We start from the raw sequence: 13,197 nt of genomic DNA, 5'->3' as shown, positions 1-13,197 counted from the left end.
CTATGCCGGTGGAAATCGACCCCGACGTTCACGACGAATATTGGAGCGACATTCGAGGCCGAGCCGTTGGGCAATGACCGCTAGCGGTCGTTTCCCGCCAGTCGTCATCCCGAAGATGCGTCCAGCGACGAAGTCATGGCCCCCGGATCGAGCCCGGGGTGACGACGAAAAAATCCCCGCGGCGCGGCCACGGGGAGGATCATCCGGAAAGCGGTGTTAAAGGAGGGCGGTGAAGTTCCACCGCCCTCTTTTTCAGATCTGGATCAGTAATTCACCGTCATCGCGATCAGGCCGAAGGTCCATGCGACGTAGAAGGGCATGAGCATCGCGAGCAGCAGCAGCGATGCCCAGAGGATGCGGAACCAGCCGCGTTTTTCGCGCGCGACGATGCGGAGGTTCCACGCCGCGAGCAGCGTGCCGCCGACGAGGACGATCAGGCCGGCGATCTGGAGGAACCACAGCCACGGATCGTAGGACGGCAGTGCTTTCAGCTTCGACATGCTGATCACCCACGCTGCAATCAGGCCGAGGACCAGTCCCGCCCCGACACGAACGCCGCGATAGACGCGCAGCGACCGGCGCTCGAGCGTCAGCGGCGCCTTGTAATGGCGGCGGATCAGTGCCGAGACCGGCCATTGCAGCAAGGTGATCAGCAGGATGCCGAGGCTGACGTACATCGCGGGCATGATCCACGCCGCGGATTTCGACGCCGGCGCGCGATCGAACACCATGAAGGGCGAGATGCCGTCGATGCTCCAGCGGACGACCTTGCCATCGACCACCTGTGCGGCGAGCCGGCCGTGGCCGTCGGCATTGTGCCAGACGAAGGGCGCAGTCTCGACCCATTTGGCCGGCTTGCCGTTGAGGTCGCGTCCGGCGGGAACGATCAGTTCGCCCTTCGGCCCGACGCTGATCTTCACCTGACCGAGCAGCGAGGCGATCGCATAGAAATTGGTTTCGGCACGGCGGCTGTTGAGCCAGTTGCCGGCGAGCATCCTTGCGTGTTCGGCCGAGGTTTTCGCATCGACGCGCGTCGCGGGCATTTCATTGCCGGGGAGATAACGATCGGCGAAATCCTCGAACAATGCGCGGCGCACGGGGCCGACCGAGGCCTGATCGCCCGTGGCGTTGAACGACATGTAGAGGCCGATATTTTCGTTGGTGAACAGGTGGAGCGCGGTGTGGAACAACTGCGTGTCGCCGAGATGCGCGATCACCTGACGGCCGTTGATGTTGGTTTCGAAAAAGCCGAGTTCCATCCGGTTGAGCGGCGGCAGGATCGTCAGCGGCGTATCGTGCATCGTCCGTGCGGTCTCGGGCTTCATCAGCCCCGCACCCTGATTGAGATGTGCGATCATGAATTTCGCCATGTCGGCGCCGGTCGAGGACAGGCCGCCCGCGGGTGACGGGCCAACAATCTCGAACTTCGAGGGGCCGGCCGAAAGCTGGCGATATCCGGTCGCCATCCACGGCGCGAATGCAGCCGGCAGCGGCTGGCGGAAAGTCGACTGCGCCATGCCGAGCGGCTGGAAGATGCGTTGTTCGACATAATCGTCGAACGACATTTTCGTCACGCGCTCGACGATATAGCCCGCCAGCGCGGTGCCATAGTTCGAATAGGAGGGTGTCGTCCCCGGCGCATAGATGCGGTTCGGAATCCCGCCCTTCACATAGTCACCGAGCGAGATCTGGAATTTCTTGTCCTCGAACATGGTCAGCTTGCCATGCTCCTCGAACCCCGCAGTGTGCGTCATCAACTGGCGCATCGTCGCGGGCTTGCCGTCCTTCAGCGGGATCTTGAAATCGAGGTAGGTGTTGACGTCGGCGTCGAGATCGATCTTGCCCGCCTCGACCTGTTGCATCACGGCAGTCCAGGTGAACAGCTTGGACACCGAACCGGGGCGGAAGAGCGTGCGCGCGGGATCGACCGGGGTGCGCTTGGCGGCGTCGGCATAGCCGAAACCGCGCTGGGTCAGCACCTGCCCGTCCTTGACCACGACGATCACCGCGCCCGCAAGGTCGCCGCGCTTCAGCGCGAAGGGCATGAAGCCGTCGAGCCAGCTGTCGACATCCTGCTTGGTGAGCGTTGCCGACGGCGCGATCGGGGTCGTGACCGGGGGCGCTGTCTTTTGTGCTTCGGCCGCCGGTTTGGGCGCGAGGACAGGCGCCAGCGGTGTCGCCGGCTTCGTCGCCGCGGTGCCGAGCATCATGGCGAGCGGCAGCAGCGCGAACAGCTTGATCGAACGCATGTTCATTCTCCCGCTGCCCGCACCACGGTGCCGCGCGCCATGACGAAGCCCATGGTTTCGAGCGTGCGCACGTCGGTCAACGGATCGCCCTTCACCGCGACGATGTCGGCCGATTTGCCGGCCGCGAGTGTACCGATTTCGGTTTCGAGGCCGGCATGCGTTGCCGCCCAGACGGTGGCGGACTTGATCGTCTCGAGCGGGGTCAGCCCTGCCTTTACCATCAGCGCGAATTCGCGGGCATTCTCGCCATGTTTCGAGACCGCGCTGTCGGTTCCGAATGCGATGCGGACGCCGCCCTGATGCGCGCGGCGCAAGGCATCGACCATCAGCGGTCCGACGGTGCGCGCCTTGGCACGTACCGGTGCGGGCATCCATTCGGCCTCCTCCGCCTGCCGCGCGACGGTGTCGCCAGCGAGCAACGTCGGGACAAGATAGCTCCCCTTCGCCTTGAACAGCCGGATCGATTCCGCGTCGAGATAGGTGCCATGCTCGACGGAATCGACACCGGCGCGGAGCGCGGCGTTGACGCCGTCGGTGCCGTGCGCGTGCGCCGCGACCTTGCGGCCGAGGCGATGTGCGGTGTCGACGATCGCGACGAGTTCGGCGTCGCTCATCTGCTGACCGAGCCCCGCCGCGGTGTTCGACATCACCCCGCCGGTCGAGGCGGTCTTGATGACGTCTGCGCCCTGCTGCACCGCCAGGCGCACCGCACGTGCGCAATCGTCGGCGCCCGAGCAGAGCGTCGGCGAGCGGAACAGGTCGATGATTTCCTGACGATAGCCGTGGACGTCGCCATGCCCGCCATGCGCAGCGACGCCGCCCGCAGCGATGATGCGCGGCCCGACGATCTTGCCCGTCGCGGTCGCGTCGCGCAGCGCGTTGATCGCCTGTTGATCGGAGCCGAGATCGACCACGGTCGTGAAACCGGCGCGCACCGTGCGCTTGGCAAAGACGACGCCGTCGAATGCCTGATCGACGGTCGATTTGGTCACCGCGTCGAGGCGGCTTGTCGGGCTCGATTCAAAGGTCAGGTGGACATGGCTGTCGATGAAGCCCGGCATCACGAACTGGTCGCGAAGGTCGACGATCTTGCCTTCACCGACGAAACCGTCGCGGATCGCGGCGATCTTGCCGCCTTCGACGACGATCGTCTTGTTGGTTTCGACACGGCCGTTTGCTGGATCGGCGAGCAGGCGGCCGGCGTGGATATAGGTCGCGGTCGATTCCTGCGCCGCGACGGGCTGGATCAATGCCATCAGCGCGAGCCCCGCAAACATCGTTTTCTTCATCATGCCTCTCCCTGTCCCGTTATCGCGTCAGCCGACCTTGCGGCCCCAAATCGCCTCGCCGCACCAGGCGTCGCCGTCGGTATATTCGATCGAAGGCTTGCGATCGTCCGCGAGGAAGATCGGGCCGTCGAGGTCGACGATGTCGCAGAGCTGTCCAACGATGAACGCCGGCGCCATCGCGAGGCTGGAGCCGACCATATTGCCGACCATCACGCCGAGCCCGAGTTCGCGGGCGCGTTTCGCGATGGCGAGGCCCTCGGTCAATCCGCCGCACTTGTCGAGTTTGATGTTCACGACGTCGAAGCGGCCGACGAGACCCTCGACGTTGGCCAGCGTCAACGCGCTTTCGTCGGCGGCGATGGGGATCGGACATTGATAGCCGGTGAGGTCGGCTTCGCGGCCGCGCGCCAGCGGCTGTTCGAGCAATTTGACGTCGGCGGCGACCAGCGCTTCGACCAGCGCATCGAGATCGCCGATCGCGAAACCCTGATTGGCGTCGACCCCGATCCAGCATTCGGGCCGCGCGGCGCGTACCGCCTGCACGCGGGCAATATCGACATCGAGGTCGCCGGTGAGTTTGAGCTTGAGCGCGCGCGCCTGCGCATAGTGGCGCGCACCCTCGGCCATCACCTCGGGATCGTCGGCGCCGAGCGTGAAGGTCGTGCGGAGCGGGCGCGGTTCTGCGAGACCGGCGAGTTCCCACACGGGCTGACCGCTGCGGCGGGCTTCGAGTTCCCACAGCGCGCAGTCGAGCGCGTTGCGTGCGCCGCCAGCGGGGAGCAGCGTCTGCAACTGCTCATGCGTCACCCCGGCCTCGACCGCACCGCGCACGCCTTCGATCGCCGCCGTCATCGCGGGCACATCGTCGCCGAGATAATAGACCCCCGACGCTTCGCCGCGGCCGCTGTGCGTGCCATCCGAAAGCGTGACGAGGACGACCGGCGTGTCGGTGAAGACATGCCCCGAGATGCGGAACGGCTTCGCCAGCGGAAGCGATTCGATCGCGAGGTCGAGCGAGAGAGGGGTAAGCGTCGTCATCGATTGTCCTTTGGTGGTTCAGGGCGCAGGCGCAGCGGGCGCGAGCGCCGCCGCGATCTGCGAGAGATATTTGTTCCAGTCGAAAGCATGGCCCTCGGGCGTCCAGCCGAGGCGGACGATCACCGCATCCTGCGACGGGATCGCGGCGACGATCTGGAAGCTATGCCCGCGCGCCATGACGGTGTCGGCGGGCAGGTCTGGGTAAAGCTTGCGGCGTTCGCCCCCGGCTTCGGGCTGGTTCAGCCAGAGCTGCGCGCCATAGACCGGGCGTGGCGCGGCTTTCGTCGGGGTGACGGCAAAGTCGAGCCATTCCTTCGAGAGCAATTGCTTGCCGCCGACCTTGCCCTTGTTGAGATGCAGCAGGCCGTAGCGCGCCCAGTCGCGCGCTGTGGCGTAGGCGTAGGAACTGCCGACCTGCACCCCGGCTTCGTCGGGCTCGATCAGTGCGCTGGTCATGCCCGTGGGCTCGAACAGCCGCTTCTGTGCAAAACGCGTCATGCCTTCGAGCGTGCCGCCGGTCGCATCGAACACGATGCGCGAGAGGATGTTGGTCGTGCCCGAAGAATAGCTCCAGTTCGTGCCGGGTGCATCCTTCAGCGGCAAAGCCGCCGCCATCGCGCCCATGTCGCCCGTCTCGAACAACATCTTGATCGAGTCATTGCCGGGGACGTAGCTTTCGCTGAAGGTCAGGCCGCTCGACATGGTGAGCAGCTGGCGCAGCGTGATCTTCGCGCGCGGGTCGCCCTCCCCCTTCCACTCGGGAACGGGCGCGGGTTCGTCGAGCTTGAGGACACCGTCATCGACCAGAATGCCGACGAGCGTGCCCATGATGCTTTTCGACGCCGACCAGCCGAGCATCTCGGTGTTCCGATCGAAACCCGGCGCATAATGTTCGGCAACGATCGCTCCGCCCTGCACCACGACGATCGCGCGCGTGTCGGGATAGCCGCCCTTATTCTGTTCGTCGAAGGCGGCACTCACCGCCTTGTCGAGCGCGGGGCGGTCGAGCCTGGCTTCGGCAGCTGCCGCCAGCTTCGGCACCGGGGCGTCACCGATCGGCCAGGGTTTCGCGGCATTCCCCCGCATCGGTTTGAGCTTAGCCGCCTGCGCATCCAGCACGGCCGTCGAAACATCGCCGGTCAGCAGGGTGCAGCCAACGAAGGGGCGGTACAGCGCAGTGCGCGTCGCGGCCCCCGGCGCCGAAGCGGTGACGGTCCGCGCCTTGCGGTCGACCGCCAGCGTCACGTCCGTCATGAACGGCGCGAAGGCGTGGATGTCGTCGCGGAGCACGTCGGCCTCCGCGCGATCGGCGACGAAGATGCTGGCGCAGGCAATCTGCGCCGACACCGCCGTGCCAAGATCTTCAGGCTTTGAAATTGCCGGGGCAGCGGCCAGAGCCGGTGCCGATACGGCAAGTGCAAGAAGGGTGAAAATAGGTCGCGCCATATCGTCAGACGCCGCAGCTATGCCGCAGCACCGCACCCGCCTTGGCGCCGGTATGCTTGCCGTTCGCGATCGTGACGACGCCGTTGACGATCACCGTCTCGATCCCGGTCGGCGACGCGGTGGGCTTTTCCCAGCTTGCGACATCGTCGATCTTGTCGAGGTCGAACACGACGATATCGGCGCGCATCCCGTCGCGGATCAGTCCGCGGTCGGTGAGGCCCATGCGCTGCGCCGGCCAGCCGGTCATCTTGCGTACCGCATCCTCGAGCGACAGGATCGGGCGGCGCTTCACATATTCGGCAAGGATGCGCGGGAAAGTGCCGTAAGCGCGCGGATGCGGCAGGCCGAGCGCATCCATCTCGCCCAGCTTCTGGGACGCCGCCGCATCGCTGCCGATGCTCACCCACGGCTGCTTGATCGCGGTCTCGATGTCCTGCTCGCTCATCATGAAATAGAGCGCGACCGACCGGTTCGGCAGGCCTTCGAGCAAAATGTCCCACGCGACGTCGGCGGGATCGCGGTTCAGCGCCTTGCCGATCTCGGCGAGGCTCTTGCCATGGTACGGCTTGTATTTCTCGCTGAAGCCATTGGCGAGCCGGACGTTGGCAAAGCCGCCCGATGCGTGGACGAGGTTCGACCAGCCGGGCATCGAGCCGGCGGCGACTTCCTTCTTCATCCGCTCGCGCACCTTGGGATCGCGCAGCCGCTCGATCCCCTTCTGGACGCCGTCGGCCCACACCCAGCTCGGCGCGATGATTTCGAGCCCGGTGCCGCCCGCGGTATAAGGATAGAGGTCCGCCGCGACGTCGACACCGCGCGCGCGCGCCGCGTTGATCGTCGCCACCGCCTGCGGCATCAGCTTGCCCCAGCCGGGGGCGTAAGCGGCTTTGAGGTGGAAAATCTCGACCTTCACCCCACCCTTTTCGCCGATCTCGATCGCTTCGTCGATCGCCTGGACCAGCCCCTCGCTTTCGTCGCGCATATGCGTCGCGTAGAAACCGTCGCACTGGGCCGCGACCTTCGCCAGCGTGACGAGGTCCGACGTGGTCTGGAAGCTGCTCGGCGGATAGATCAGCGCGCTGGAGATACCGAAGGCGCCATTTTCCATCGCGATCTTCACCTCGCGGCCCATCGCTTCGAGCTGTGCCGGCGTCGGCGATCCGGCGCCGTCGCCCATCACCTTCACACGCGCCTGCGTCGCCGAATAATAGGTGCCGTAATTGACCGAGATGCCCTGCTTTTCGAGCTGGCTGAAATGCGCTGGAATTTCGGACGCTTCGGCCGGAGGGCCGCCTTCACCGGCGATCACGGTGGTGACGCCCATCAACAGCTTGTTCTCCGCCGCGCCATTTTTGACGAGCACGCGGCCCGACTGGTCCATCATGTCGATGAAGCCCGGCGAGACATAGCGCCCCTTCGCGTCGATCTCGTTCGTCCCGCGCCCGGAAACTCGGCCGATGCGCACGACGCGGCCGTCCTTGACCGCAACATCGGCGCTGACCCACGGGCTGCCCGCGCCGTCGAGCACGCGGCCGCCACGGATCACGATGTCATATTCGGGCGCCGGGGTGTTTGCGGCGAGCAGCAACGGCAGCATCGACATCGCACCCAAGAGAATCTTACGCTTCATCATATATCTCCCTGTCGCCAGCCGTGGGGACCGACGGTTTTCGCTTTCATTTCTTTGCGGCGGCCTGCGCATCGGCCCGAACCGTATCGACGACTTCGCGCACGGCAGCGATGACGACTTCGGGGCGATCGACCTGGATATAATGGGTGGCATCGGGCACGATCAGCTGGCGGCCGCGGGTCGAAAATGCCGCCTGCTCGGTGTGGAGCGTCTTCCACTCCTGTTTGAACCGCGCGCCTTCTTCCGCTTTCAGCTTGAGCCCTGCCAACTGCTCAGGCTTCAGCGGCGCCATTGCGGTGAGCACAATCAGCGGCCGGTTGCCGAAACTGCGAACCGCGCGCGCCTGATCCATGGTGCGGTCGAACCCATCAAGCTCGGACGCCGCGCCCTTGATCGAGGTGCTGGTATAGGCGCCCGACTTTTTCAGCCCGGCGAGGAGCCTCCTGGTCTCGGCCTCGGTTCGGAGCTTCTGCGGTTCGCCGCGCGAAATCACAAAGCGGACGAGTCCCGTCCACGCCAGCGCCTTTGCCGTGTGAATCAGCATCGACGACTGTTTCGGGTGAACGTCGACGCTCACCACTTTCCCCAGCCGCGCGATCTGGTCGGGGTGCGACGGATCGACCATCACAAGCCCGGCGACCTGTTCGCCATATTTGCCGGTGTAAGTGCGCGTGTACGGGCCGCCGATCGAATGACCGACGAGCACCAGCGGGTCGGATATCCCTGCGCCCTTCAAGAGCCTGTGCAAATCCTCGGTCACCGCGGCGGCGTCCTGCGGCGTGTCCTTGGGGTCGCTCCACATGATGCCGGCGCGATCATAGGCGCAGGTGCGCGTGAAGCCGGCAATCTCATCATGGACCAGCGTCCAGTCGGTCGTGCCGCCGGTGCCGAGGCCTGATTCCAGAATGACCGTCGGCGATCCCGTGCCGCGGCAATCGATATGCATCTTTCGCCCGCCGATATCGACGAGCTTTCCGGGCGGCGGATATTTCTCCTGAGCATTCTTGCGGCCGAGCGCCTCGTAGATCGCACCCACCAGGACGAGCAGGACCAACAGGGCGAGCAGGCCCAGCAAGATACGTTTTACCCAGCGCCGGAACCGCGCCCAGCCAGTCACTTTCGTCACGTCACATTCCCCTGCACGGCGGGTTGGAGCTTTCGTTTCCGGCTGCGAACCAGCCGGTACAAGCCGACCGTCAGCAATGGCGCGACATAGACGGCAAGGAACACCCAGGACAGGAAGCGATATCCGCTCGCGATCAGCGTCACGAGGCCGAAGCGGTCGGCGAGAAACATGCAGCCGATCAGCAGCGCCGCAGCGATGCCGGCCCTTGCCCGCTTGCCGAGCGGCCCATGCCCGCGGGAGCGGCGCGCTGCATCGACACGCTCGTTGATCGCGTGGACCGATCCGGCGCCACTTTCGAGCAAAGCGGCAAAGATCATGAACTGGAACAGCAGGTGGAACAGCGGCATTTCGAGTTGCCGCAGCATGAAATCCGACGGCAAAGTCTCACCCATGATACCGGGATAGAAAGCGATCATCGCGACGAAGAAGAGAATGGCGGGCGCCATCGCGAGCGGTCCGGCGATCAGACCGGAGACCACCGCGTCGCGCTGACTGGTCAGGTGCCGGATCACCGGCAGGATCACCACCGCGCCGATGACGTTATAACCCGTGTAGGTCAGTCCGCCGAGGATCCAGCCGTCCGACGGCGCCGGAATGGCGAAGCGCGCCGCAATCTCGTCCCCGAAGCTGCTGAGCGCAAAGACCATGAACAGCGCATAGACGCCGTACAGCAGGAAGGAGACATATTTGAACAGCCCCTCGACCGACGCGTTCCCGAAGGTCACGAACAGCGCGATCGATGCGGCAAGGAAGGCGGTTCCTGCCAGCGGCGGCCAGCCGAAGATCGACGCGCCAATCTCCCCCGCCGCAGCCCCGAACACCGCGAGCACCAGCGTCACGAGCAGGACGTAACCGATCTCGAACAATATCCAGCCGCGGCCCAGAAGCCCTTCAAAAAAGCTGCGATAGTCGAACGCGCCCATGGCGCGCGCGAGCGAGAAGGTCACGGCGCAGATGATGCTCCAGAGCAGCATGGCGAGCAGCATCGCCGCCAGTCCGCCCCACGGCCCACTTGGCAGGAAGAACTCCGCAAGCTCGCGCCCCGTCGCATACCCCCCGCCGATCACGACGGCCTTGAAGGCGAAGCCCGGCAACAGGAAACGCTGGAACCATGAGGATTCCGCTGCCGGGTTGGCCGCCGCGCTCATGCGAGGCAGCTGTCCACCAGACGCGCGAAGGCTTCGCCGCCGCGGATCGGGTCGGCGACGGGAAGGCCGAGCCGCTCGCTTTCGGCGGCCATCAGCGCGACGGCCTCTTCCTCGCTCATATGCGAGGTGTTGAACGACAGGCCGGCGCAGCGGATCGAGGGATTGGTCCGGCTGCCCAGCCGCAGGTTGAGATCGATCGTTTCCTCGACGCTCGGCAAGCGGTAACCGGGGGAGCCCAAAATCTCTTCGCGGCCGGGTTCGTGGCACACGACAATCACGTCGGGCTGGCTTCCGTGCAGCAGGCCGAGCGACACTGCGGCATAGGCGGGGTGAAACAGCGACCCCTGCCCTTCGACCACATCCCAATGATCGTCCGCTGCGTCGGGGCTCACCGTCTCCGCCGCACCGGCTTCGAAATCCGAAACCACCGCGTCCATCGGCACACCGCCGCCGGCGATCATGATGCCGGTCTGTCCCGTCGCGCGGAAATCGGCATCGACACCGCGCTCGTCAAAGGCACGCGCGAGGGCGAGTGCCGTATATTTCTTGCCCAATGCGCAATCGGTTCCGACGGTCAAAAGCCGCATCCCGCTCCGCTTGCGCCCGGTGCCGACGGGCAGTCCGCTGGGCGGATGCCGCACGTCGATCAACTGGCGACCAAGACGCTGCGCGCGCGCAGCGAGTTCGGGCATATCGGCCAGCCGCATATGCATGCCGCTGACGATATCGAGCCCGGCCTCGAGCGCTTCGAAGAGGGCGGGCATCCAGCTATCGGGGATCACGCCGCCGCTGTTCGCGACGCCGATGAGCAGCGAGCGCGCACCGCGTGCCTTCGCTTCGGCCGGCACGATCTGCTCCAGCCCCGCGCTGACCGTCGCGCCCGGCAACGCATATTCGCCGACGCATTTTTCGGGCGCCCAGTCGCGAAGGCCGAAAGCGGTCTTCGCATAACCGCGGATCGTCGTGTCGCCGAGGAAGAGCAAATAGGGCTGAGGAAGCTGCAAGGCGCCCGAAGCGACATCGAGGGAAGTTTGAATGTTCACGTCTCTCACCAAATTCCGAAGAACGGCCGAATCGTCGCATCCATGGTGACGATCCTGCAATTGCTTCTGTTGACCTGTTTGGGACATTATTTTCAAATTTTGATAATTGCAATATGATTGGAGAAGTTTCTTTGGATGGGTCGGGGAGCCGCCTGGCGCGACACCCCGCCCGCCCCGGTCAGAACCGCGTTCCAAAGCCAATCAGGTGAAAGCCGACGCCAATCCACAGGAGCACGACCGCGCTCAGCAGCAGGACGATGCTCCAGAATTTGGCGAACCGGCCGCGCTTTCCTGTCCAGACGTGCCGGACGTTCCAGATCGCGCTCGCAAGCAGGCCAAGGAATATAATAGGCGTTGCAATCTGGAGCGTCACCAGCGCCCAGTCGAGCTCGCCGCTGAGCGACGAGAAATCGCTGACCAGCCTGGATACGAACAGGATCCACGCGAGCATCACAGCGACGGCAAGCGCGGCGAAAGCGCGCGTCAGCCGATAGCTTTTGAGCGCGGCGGGCGCGAGGTCGGCCTTCACGCCATAGCGGCGGCGGGCGAGCGCTGCGGCGGGCCAGGCGATCGCGGTGAGCAGCAGCGCACCGAGACTGGCGAGCATGGCCGGCGTCAGCCAGGCGGTCGACAGATGCCAGGGCACGCGATCGAACGCGATATAGGGCGATGCCGAATCGATGCCGAACCGCACGACGCGGCCGTTTTCGACCTTGGCGGCGAGACGCATCTTGCCGTCCACCTCGCGCCAGACGAAGGGCGCGATTTCGACCCATTTGCGCGGCTGGCCGCCGATCGTCGGTGCGGCATTCACCCGGATGCCGCCGTCGCTGTCGAGCGTAACCTTCGTCTGCCCGGCCAGTTCCATCGCCTTCAGGAAGCTCGTTTCGAGCCGCCGGGTCTTGTTATAGGTGCCGACCATCATGCGGGCATGTTCGCGCGCGGTCGCGGCATCGACGCGGCCATCGCGCTGCTCGAACGGGAAATAGCGATCGGCGAACGCCTCGAACAAATGACTGCGGATCGGGCCCGATACATTCTGCATGCCCGCGGCGTTCATCGACATATAGATGCCGACCTTTTCGTCGGGGAATATCCAGAGCTGGCTATGAAAATTGAGGCTGTCGCCCGCGTGCGACAGCGCTCTGCGGCCGTTGATATTCTGCTCGTAAAAGCCGAGCGCCATGCCGTTCAGCGGCGGGACCAATCGCAGGATCGTGTCATGCATCTGCGCCGCGGTCGCCGGTTTCAGCAGCGGCCCGCCATCGTCCAGATGCGCGATCATGAAGCGTCCCATGTCGGCGCCCGACGCGGTCATCGCGCCCGACGGCGTAAGGCTGCTGAGTTCGAACGGCCCCGGCTTGCCCGACCCCAGCATATAGCCGCTCGCCATCAGGGGCCGCAGCCGCGCGGGAAGCGGCTGGCGGAACGTCGATCGCGCCATGCCCGCGGGCGCGAATATGTGGCGCTCGACATAATCGTCATAGGGAAGACCCGACACGCGCTCGACGATATAGCCCGCGAGCGAAGTGCCATAATTCGAATAGGCCGGCGTCGTTCCGGGCGCATATATGCGATATGGCACTTGCCGCTTCAGCGCGTCGCCGAGCGACGGGATCTTCTTCGGATCATAGCTGTTCAGCCCGCGCTGCACTTCGTCGAAGCCGCCCGTGTGCGTCATCAGGTTGCGCATCGTGACCGGTTTGCCGGCGAAGGGTGGAATCCTGAAATCGAGATAGGAGTTGATGTCCTTGTCGAGATCGACCTTGCCCTGCTCGACGAGTTGCATCACCGCGGTCCAGGTGATCAGTTTCGATACCGAGGCCTGCCGAAAAAGCGTGGTTTCGGGATCGACGGGTCGGCGCTTGCCGACATCGGCATAGCCGAAACCGCGCTGCGTCAGGATCTTGCCGTCCTTGACGACCACAACGACCGCGCCCGCCGCGTCGCCGCGCTTGAGGGCATAAGGCATATATCCGTCGAGCCACGCATCGACGTCGCTTTTGACCATCGCGGGGCCCGGCAATGGCGTCGGGCCGCCTGTTCCCGCTGCCACTTTGGGGAGCGCTTGCGCGGTGGACGGGCTTACCGGCGGCGCAACCACCCCGACCAGCATCGCCGCAACCAGCATGGCGCAAGACCGTACAAACCGCATTCGTCCCTCCCCTTTCGACCCTGCCATTCTCACGGCCTATTATCGAAATTTCACTTTTTGAAATATTTTCAAT

9 protein-coding genes are annotated in these 13,197 nt (G+C 64.9%); all 9 read right to left on the bottom strand.

What is annotated here, in order from left to right; genetic code table 11:
- Window positions 1-263: 263 nt before the first annotated feature.
- The 9 genes from BLW56_RS18850 to BLW56_RS18810 all read right to left on the bottom strand — a co-directional run bounded on the left by BLW56_RS18850 (window position 264) and on the right by BLW56_RS18810 (window position 13,124).
- Window positions 264-2,249: a serine hydrolase domain-containing protein gene (locus BLW56_RS18850; protein ID WP_093512643.1), complete on the bottom strand. Its 1,986-nt coding sequence runs from the start codon at window positions 2,247-2,249 to the stop codon at window positions 264-266.
- A gap of 2 nt (window positions 2,250-2,251) precedes the next feature.
- Window positions 2,252-3,538 carry a metal-dependent hydrolase family protein gene (locus BLW56_RS18845; protein WP_093512641.1) on the bottom strand — a complete coding sequence of 429 codons (1,287 nt, stop codon included), beginning with the start codon at window positions 3,536-3,538 and terminating at the stop codon, window positions 2,252-2,254.
- 27 nt (window positions 3,539-3,565) lie between these two features.
- Window positions 3,566-4,576 (bottom strand): dipeptide epimerase, encoded by a 1,011-nt coding sequence (locus tag BLW56_RS18840; RefSeq protein ID WP_093512573.1) that lies wholly within the window; start codon window positions 4,574-4,576, stop codon window positions 3,566-3,568.
- 18 nt (window positions 4,577-4,594) lie between these two features.
- The gene (locus tag BLW56_RS18835; RefSeq protein ID WP_093512571.1) at window positions 4,595-6,022 is read right to left on the bottom strand and encodes a serine hydrolase domain-containing protein; all 1,428 of its coding nucleotides are present in this window, start codon (window positions 6,020-6,022) and stop codon (window positions 4,595-4,597) included.
- Between the two features lie 4 nt (window positions 6,023-6,026).
- Window positions 6,027-7,652, bottom strand: coding sequence for an N-acyl-D-amino-acid deacylase family protein (locus BLW56_RS18830; protein WP_093512569.1), 1,626 nt, complete (start codon window positions 7,650-7,652; stop codon window positions 6,027-6,029).
- Window positions 7,653-7,698: 46 nt separating this feature from the next.
- Complete coding sequence (locus BLW56_RS18825; RefSeq protein WP_093512567.1) at window positions 7,699-8,778, bottom strand: alpha/beta fold hydrolase; 1,080 nt, start codon at window positions 8,776-8,778, stop codon at window positions 7,699-7,701.
- Window positions 8,775-9,926, bottom strand: a complete 1,152-nt coding sequence (locus tag BLW56_RS18820; protein ID WP_093512565.1) for a YkvI family membrane protein — start codon at window positions 9,924-9,926, stop codon at window positions 8,775-8,777. The genes BLW56_RS18825 and BLW56_RS18820 overlap by 4 nt, the downstream gene beginning before the upstream one ends.
- On the bottom strand, window positions 9,923-10,969 hold the full coding sequence (locus BLW56_RS18815) for a DUF1611 domain-containing protein (protein WP_256203683.1): 1,047 nt from the start codon (window positions 10,967-10,969) through the stop codon (window positions 9,923-9,925). Before BLW56_RS18815 ends, BLW56_RS18820 begins: the two co-directional genes overlap by 4 nt.
- 178 nt (window positions 10,970-11,147) lie before the next feature.
- Window positions 11,148-13,124, bottom strand: a complete 1,977-nt coding sequence (locus BLW56_RS18810; RefSeq protein ID WP_256203681.1) for a serine hydrolase domain-containing protein — start codon at window positions 13,122-13,124, stop codon at window positions 11,148-11,150.
- Window positions 13,125-13,197 lie beyond the last annotated feature (73 nt).

It is taken from the genome of Sphingopyxis sp. YR583, from assembly GCF_900108295.1.
In the GTDB taxonomy this organism is placed as follows: domain Bacteria; phylum Pseudomonadota; class Alphaproteobacteria; order Sphingomonadales; family Sphingomonadaceae; genus Sphingopyxis.
This window is presented reverse-complemented; position numbering and strand designations above follow the sequence as displayed.